General features: G+C 71.0%; 6 protein-coding genes. All 6 read right to left on the bottom strand.

The window, feature by feature from the left end; genetic code table 11:
- Positions 1-840: 840 nt before the first annotated feature.
- Complete coding sequence (locus E1287_RS41600) at positions 841-1,185, bottom strand: TadE family type IV pilus minor pilin (protein ID WP_131971369.1); 345 nt, start codon at positions 1,183-1,185, stop codon at positions 841-843.
- An 11-nt stretch (positions 1,186-1,196) separates the two neighbouring features.
- On the bottom strand, positions 1,197-1,334 hold the full coding sequence (locus E1287_RS41595; protein ID WP_347814009.1) for a DUF4244 domain-containing protein: 138 nt from the start codon (positions 1,332-1,334) through the stop codon (positions 1,197-1,199).
- A gap of 149 nt (positions 1,335-1,483) precedes the next feature.
- On the bottom strand, positions 1,484-2,008 hold the full coding sequence (locus tag E1287_RS46155) for a type II secretion system F family protein (protein ID WP_243719806.1): 525 nt from the start codon (positions 2,006-2,008) through the stop codon (positions 1,484-1,486).
- 508 nt (positions 2,009-2,516) lie between these two features.
- The gene (locus tag E1287_RS41585) at positions 2,517-3,005 is read right to left on the bottom strand and encodes a type II secretion system F family protein (protein WP_243719805.1); all 489 of its coding nucleotides are present in this window, start codon (positions 3,003-3,005) and stop codon (positions 2,517-2,519) included.
- A 203-nt stretch (positions 3,006-3,208) separates the two neighbouring features.
- Positions 3,209-4,360 (bottom strand): TadA family conjugal transfer-associated ATPase, encoded by a 1,152-nt coding sequence (locus E1287_RS41580; RefSeq protein ID WP_131971363.1) that lies wholly within the window; start codon positions 4,358-4,360, stop codon positions 3,209-3,211.
- Entirely contained in the window at positions 4,357-5,439 is a 1,083-nt protein-coding gene (gene ssd, locus E1287_RS41575; protein ID WP_131971361.1) for a septum site-determining protein Ssd, read from the bottom strand. Before ssd ends, E1287_RS41580 begins: the two co-directional genes overlap by 4 nt.
- Positions 5,440-6,136: the final 697 nt, after the last annotated feature.

The following is a 6,136-nucleotide window of genomic DNA, read 5'->3' as shown; positions in this document are numbered from 1 at the left end:
CCTCCCCCCATGGCTCCGTCCCCCAAACGACCTCGACACCTCCCCCAAGACACACCCGAAGACCGCCGCAAGCTCACAGACCTAGCTGGCAGGCAACTCACCGCCCTTGGCTCACTGACCTTGGCTCACTGACCTTGATGCCGATCATCGTCGGCCGGACTGGAAGGCCTGGCTCGCAGGCACATCTGGCAAGCCAGGCGCGTGAACCCAACTGCGGACCTCGCCGATGAGGCCAGCGGAGTCGAGCAGGCGCGCGGACCTGACCGACGAAACGTGCTCGCGTACCCGCAGGCAGACCCATCCCTGCGGGCCGACTAACGGATCCGGCGACCGACTCGCGCCCGACCGGAACCGCCGTCCCGCAGGACGGCGGTTTCCCGCCAGGAACACCTGTTTCGGTCGCCAGCCGCACACCCAGGCCCACCAGCACCACCTCCGACACCTGATCCAGCCGTCGCCGCACCTCGGAACCCGGCCACCCCGACCTCGCCATCAGGCCAGACTCACGGACCGGGCCAGCGGATACCCGCCTGCAGACCCAAGCCACAGGCCCAGACCACAAGCCCGGAGTACGGACCCGGCCCACAGACGAATACGGGCCCGGCCCACAGACCCGGCTAGTTGACCGGGCTCGCCGGCCAGATGCCGGACCTGCTCCGGCGGGCTGACTGGTGGCCTGTCCGACAGGCCAGGCTCACGGGCCAGGCTGGCGGGGGATGGTGTGCGTGGTGCCGTGGACGTTGTTGTTCGGACGGTTGGGTGTGGTGTTGGGACGGGTGGCTGGTCGTGGCTGATCGGTGGGTGAGGTTCGTTCGGTGTGGTTTGTTGTCGGCGGGCAGGTCAGGGGGCGTCGGGTGGGACGCCTGGTTCTGTGGCGGCGGCTGCGTGGGCGTGGACGGTTAGGGCCGGTAGGCCTGCGGCTGTGGGTGGCTTGACCGGTACGGAGACGTCCACGTGGACGGTGGCTTGGTCTCGGCTCACCTTGACCGTTGCTCCTGGCGGGACGGCCTTCGCCACGAGTTCGCGCACGGCGTTGAGAGACTCGCCTCTCGCCGCGGCGCGGGCACCGGTTCGGGCGGCGTCCGTGCAGGTGAGCTGGACGGAGGCGACCGTTAAGCCCCACAGCGCGACCGCGGTGATCAGGACCAGGGCGGGGAGTGCCACGGCGATCTCCGCCGTGGCCATCCCCCGGTCGTTCAGCCGGCCAGTTTGAGGGCCTTCTCGATGATCTGTAAAAGGAGTGACTTCACTTGGGAGCTGGTCACGATCTTGAATAGCACGGCGGCGAACGCCGCAGCGGCGATGGTGCCGACCGCGTATTCGGCGGTGGACATACCTCGGTCTCCGCATGCACTGGACCATCGCCGCACCGCCATCTGTTTCGGCCGCATATGGGCCCCTTTCGTTTGTTGTTCGCTCTCAAGGCTGCTGGACCAGGGAGGTGGGTGACGGATGAACGGTTTGCTGTGGATAACCCGGGGGTTCACTGCGGCAGGAGGATCGTGGAGGCGATCCCGGCGATGGCCGGGACGACGCCGAGCAGCACGAATGCCGGCAGGAAGCACAGACCCAGTGGGGCGAGTGCGTGGATGCCCGCCGCTCGAGCCCTGGCGGCGGCAGCCGTGCGGGCCACGCGCCGTTGGTCTTGTGCGAGGCGGCTCAGGGACGGGGCCAGCGCCGCGCCGGTGGATGCGGCACGGATGGCAGTGCGCGCCAAGGGAGCAAGCATCGGCTCTTTCGTGAGCGCCAACCAGGCGTCGGCCGGATCAGCCCCTAGCCGGATCTGGACGGAGACGGCTCCCAATTCCTCCCCGAGCGGACCGCCCACCGCGTCCGCGACTGCGGCTACCGCCTCATGCCAGGGGGTGCCGCCGCGCAGGCAGGCGGCGAGAAGATCCACTGCGACGGGCAGGTCGGCGATGAGGCGCATCCGTCTGCGTCTGCGGTCCGCGTTCCCAAGGCGGCCGAACGAGTACCAGACGGCGACCGCAATCAGGATTCCGGTCACTGTGCCGATTGGTCCGCCAAGCGTTACCGCGCTCAGGGTTCCTGCTGTGCCCGCGGCCACACGCCGAAGGACGATCTCGCGGCGCTGGGATCCTCCCTTGCGGCCCTGGGATCCTTCCTCGCGGCGTTGGGGCCGCTCTGATCGTTGGCTGCGTTCGCTCGCTAGGCCCTGTGTGGGGAGTTGTGTCGGGGGAGTTGTGGGGGTTGGTTCCCCTCTTTGCCTGATTGCGGGTCGGGGGACTGGGCGGTGTGGGTCGCGGGCTAGGGGACGTGGGGGCTGTGAGTGGTGGTGTGTGGGGTGAGGGTTTGTGGTTGGTTCGTCTGGGTGTTGGGGGGCCGCTGACCGGATTCGGTCGGGGGCTCGGGGCCAGGTCGTCGATGCGTGTTCTCGGGACGGGGCCGGGAACTGGTCCGCGAGTCGCCTTGTGGCGGGGCTTGTCCCTCTGGGGAGGAGGAAGGCTGATGCTGCCGCGCACAGCACGGCCATCAGGTCCGTCATGGTTCACCTTCTAGCGGAGGGTTTCGGCGGATCTGGCCAGGCGGCGGGTCCAGTAGAGGCCGGTCAGGTTGAGGGTCGCGCCTGTGATCAGGCAGGCCAGGCCCGGGAGCGTCCCGAAGAGGAAGGGCAGCGGGTGCGCACCGAGGGCCGCGGCCAGGGCCAGGCCGAGAAGGGGGAGGGCGGCGAGGAGGCGTGCTGTCGCGCGGGGGCCGGCGAGCTGGACGGACACGTCCTGGCGTTGCGACTCTTCATCGCGCAGGGCGGTTGCTAGGCCGTCGAGGACGGTGGCGAGCGTACCGCCGCGTTCTGCGCCCACCCGCCAGCATGCTGCTAGCAGGCGAAGACCTTCGGCACCTGGCCGGGAGGCCAGTTCTCCCAAGTGGTCGGGAGGTGGATGAGGGAGGCTGAGGAGCTCCTTGGCAACCTGCGGGTCGAGGACGGTGGTGGACGCCGTGAACGCCTCGTCGGGGGTGCGGCCCGCGGTGAGCTCGGCGGCCATGGCGTCGCAGAGTTCGATGACTGAGGTGCGTCGGCGGTGCGGAAGGGTCCGGCGATCCCGATAGGCCACTGCGCCGGTCTGGAGGAGGCGGAATGGGTTCCTGGGCGGGCTGGCGAGGAGGCGGTCCAAGCGACGGGCGGCGGTGGGCGGGGTCAAGAACGTCCAGACTGCGACGGCTGAGCAGAGGGCCGCGAGTATGCCGATCATGCGGCTGTCGCCAAGCGATCGGCGAGCGAGTCGGCACCTGGGCCGGGGATGACCTCGCCGGAAGCGGTGAACGACATGGCGGGGACGACGCCGACCAGTCCATCGGACCCCCGGCGGACCAGGCATATCTCCGCCACGCGTCGGCGGCCTCCGCCTGGCTCGCGGACCAGATGGACGACGATGTCCAAGGCTGCGGCCAACTGGCTGTGGACGGCCTCCCGTGTTAGGCCCGCGGCGCACGCCAGCGCTTCGAGGCGGGCCGGCACGTCTGCGGCGGTGTTCGCATGGAGTGTGCCGCAACCTCCCTCGTGGCCCGTGTTCAGCGCTTGCAGGAGGACCACTACTTCGGAACTTCGGACCTCGCCTACCACCAGACGGTCGGGACGCATGCGTAGGGCTTGGCGGACCAGATCGTTCAAGGTCACGCCTCCCGCCCCTTCAATGTTGGGCGGGCGCGCCTCCAGCCGGACCACGTGCGGGTGGGACGGTTTCAGTTCGGCGGAGTCTTCCACCAGAACCAGCCGTTCGGCGGGATCGACCAGCGACAGCAGGGAGCTCAGAAGTGTCGTCTTGCCGGTGCCGGTGCCGCCGGTGATCAAGTAGGCGGCGCGGGATTCGATCAAGGCGGCGAGCAATTCGGCTCCCTCAGGCGGGACGGTGCGCGCCGCGGTCAGCTCGTCCAGTGTGAAGGCGCGGCGGCGCGGGAGGCGCAGGGAGATGCACGTGCCGGTGGCCGCGATGGGCGGGAGGACAGCGTGCAGCCGCACTCCGCCTGGGAGCCTGGCGTCGGCATACGGGGAGGCATCGTCGAGGCGTCGGCCTGCGGCGGCGGTGAGGCGCTGGGCCAGGCGACGGACGGACTGCTCGTCCGGAAAACGCAAGGCAGTGCGGACGAGGCCCGCGCCTGTGTCGACCCAGACCTCGTCCGGGCCGTTCACCAAGACGTCGGTGACGTCTGGGGAACGCAGCAGCGGTTCCAGTGGCCCGGCGCCCACGAACTCGGCGCGTAACTCTTCGGCCAGCGTCAGAATCTCGCGGTCGCCGAGCAGGCGTTCTTCAGCGCGCAATGCCGCTGCGACCCGGCCGGTCGTCGGTTCGCCGCCGGTGTCGGCCAGCCGGTCACGGACGGCGTTGGAGAGGCTGATCATGCGGCGGCCTCCTCCCGGTAGGCGTACGGCTGGAGGGCGAGGTCGGCGAGGACGCCGGCGCAGAACTCCGCAAGCGGGCCTCGGCGGCAGGCCCGTTCAAGGCCGCCCTCGTCGATGGCTACGGGGAGGCGGCGGTCGCGCTCGAAGGAGCCGGCGGACGGGAGGTCGAGGGCGTGCACGACCGCGTCCGCCGTCAGCCCGCCCGGCGCGGGGCCCTGGACGACGAGGCGCACGTCGCCGGCGTGGCGGCGGAGCGCGGCTGCGAGGCCGTCGGCGGCGACGGTCGCGCGGACCTCGGCCGGGACCAGCAGGAACGTCACGTCGGCGGAGCGCAGGGCCGCGTGGCCGACATCGTCGGGATAGCGGGGGACGTCCACGACGACCAGATCGAAGCCGCGCACGGCCGCGTCGAACAGGGACCGGGCCGCTTCGTCGGAGACGGGGACGGGCTCGCCGCGGCGCCACGACAGGACGGACAGGTCGCCGCACCGCGGCAGGGTCTCGCGCAGCGTGGCGGTGTTCAGCCGGCCTCTCCGTTCGGCGAGGTCGTGCCAGCGGACCCCCTCGTGCTCCTCCAGCCCGAGTATGAGGTCGACGCCGCCGCCGAACGGGTCGGCGTCCACGAGCAGCGTGCGCAGCCCCTGGCCCGCCGCCGCGAGGCCGAGCGCGGTCGCGAGCACGCTGGCGCCCGCGCCGCCTCGGGAGCCGACGACGCAGAGGGTGGTCGCCCAGCCGCCTTCGGGTTCGCTGGCCGCGGCGAACGCGTTGATCAGCCAGTCTTCGTGGTCGGGCAGCGCGGCGACGTCCTGCGCGCCGGCTTCGACCGCGAGGCGGTAGGCCTCGGGCGTGGCGCCGTCGCCGGTGACCAGGACAACGCCTTGCCTGCGCTGAAGGCCGGCGGACGCGACGTCCTCGGCCACGTCGGCGCCCACGAGGATGAGGGCCGGCCACGTCCAGGCGGCTCTCGCCTCGTCGGCGCTGTAGGCGACCTCCGCATGGACGTCGGCAGCGGCTGCGAGTCGGAGCAGGCCGTCGGCGAGGGCGGGGTCGCCCGTGACGATCAGTGCCGCAAGATTCATCGGATGCCCCTTCAACGTTTCGGAGACATCCACCTTGCGGGGCGGGCAGGCGGCGATGAAGAACTTCCGCGAACTGTGGATAACTTCGCCCGGACGGCGCCGGCAACGCGACGGCGCGGGCGGCACGTACCGACGCCAAGGCTGCTTGCGAACCCGGCGGCAACGCTCGCGCCCACAGCGGCACCCGGCGGCACGAGCGTCGCTAGCGGTGCGGGCTGGGAAGGTGCGGACGCCGTTGGCTGCCACTGGCGGCGTCAGGCGCTGTGGGGTTTCCGGTGGTGCTGCGGCGCTTGCGCCGGTACGTGCCGATCCCGGAGCCACTTGTGATCGCGGCGCTCGCGGCGTCAGCGGCTCCTGGCGATGCTGGTGTCGCTAACGGTCGTGGGTAGCCGGAGTTGGTGCGGAGGCCTTGGCTGCCCTGGCGGCGCCCGCCCGTGTGAGCGGTACCTGGCGGTGTGAGCGGCACCTGGCGGGTGTGAGTGGTGCCTGGTGGGTGTGAGTGGTGCCTGGTGGGTGTGAGTGGTGCCTGTGGCGGGGTCCGCAAGGGTGTGGACGTCACGAGGGTGTGGTGGCCGTTGTTGCGCCAGGGGCACATGGTGGTGCTGACGGTGCGGGGTCGCCGGTGTTTGGGCGGCGGGCGGTGGCGCTGTGCGCCACCGCCCGGCCGCTAACGACTGGGCGACCCCCGCCGGGGGGG

Origin of the sequence: Actinomadura sp. KC06, from assembly GCF_004348735.1 — a bacterium.
GTDB lineage: Bacteria > Actinomycetota > Actinomycetes > Streptosporangiales > Streptosporangiaceae > Spirillospora.
Note: the sequence above shows the minus strand (reverse complement) of the source record. Positions and strands in the feature narration are given on the sequence as shown.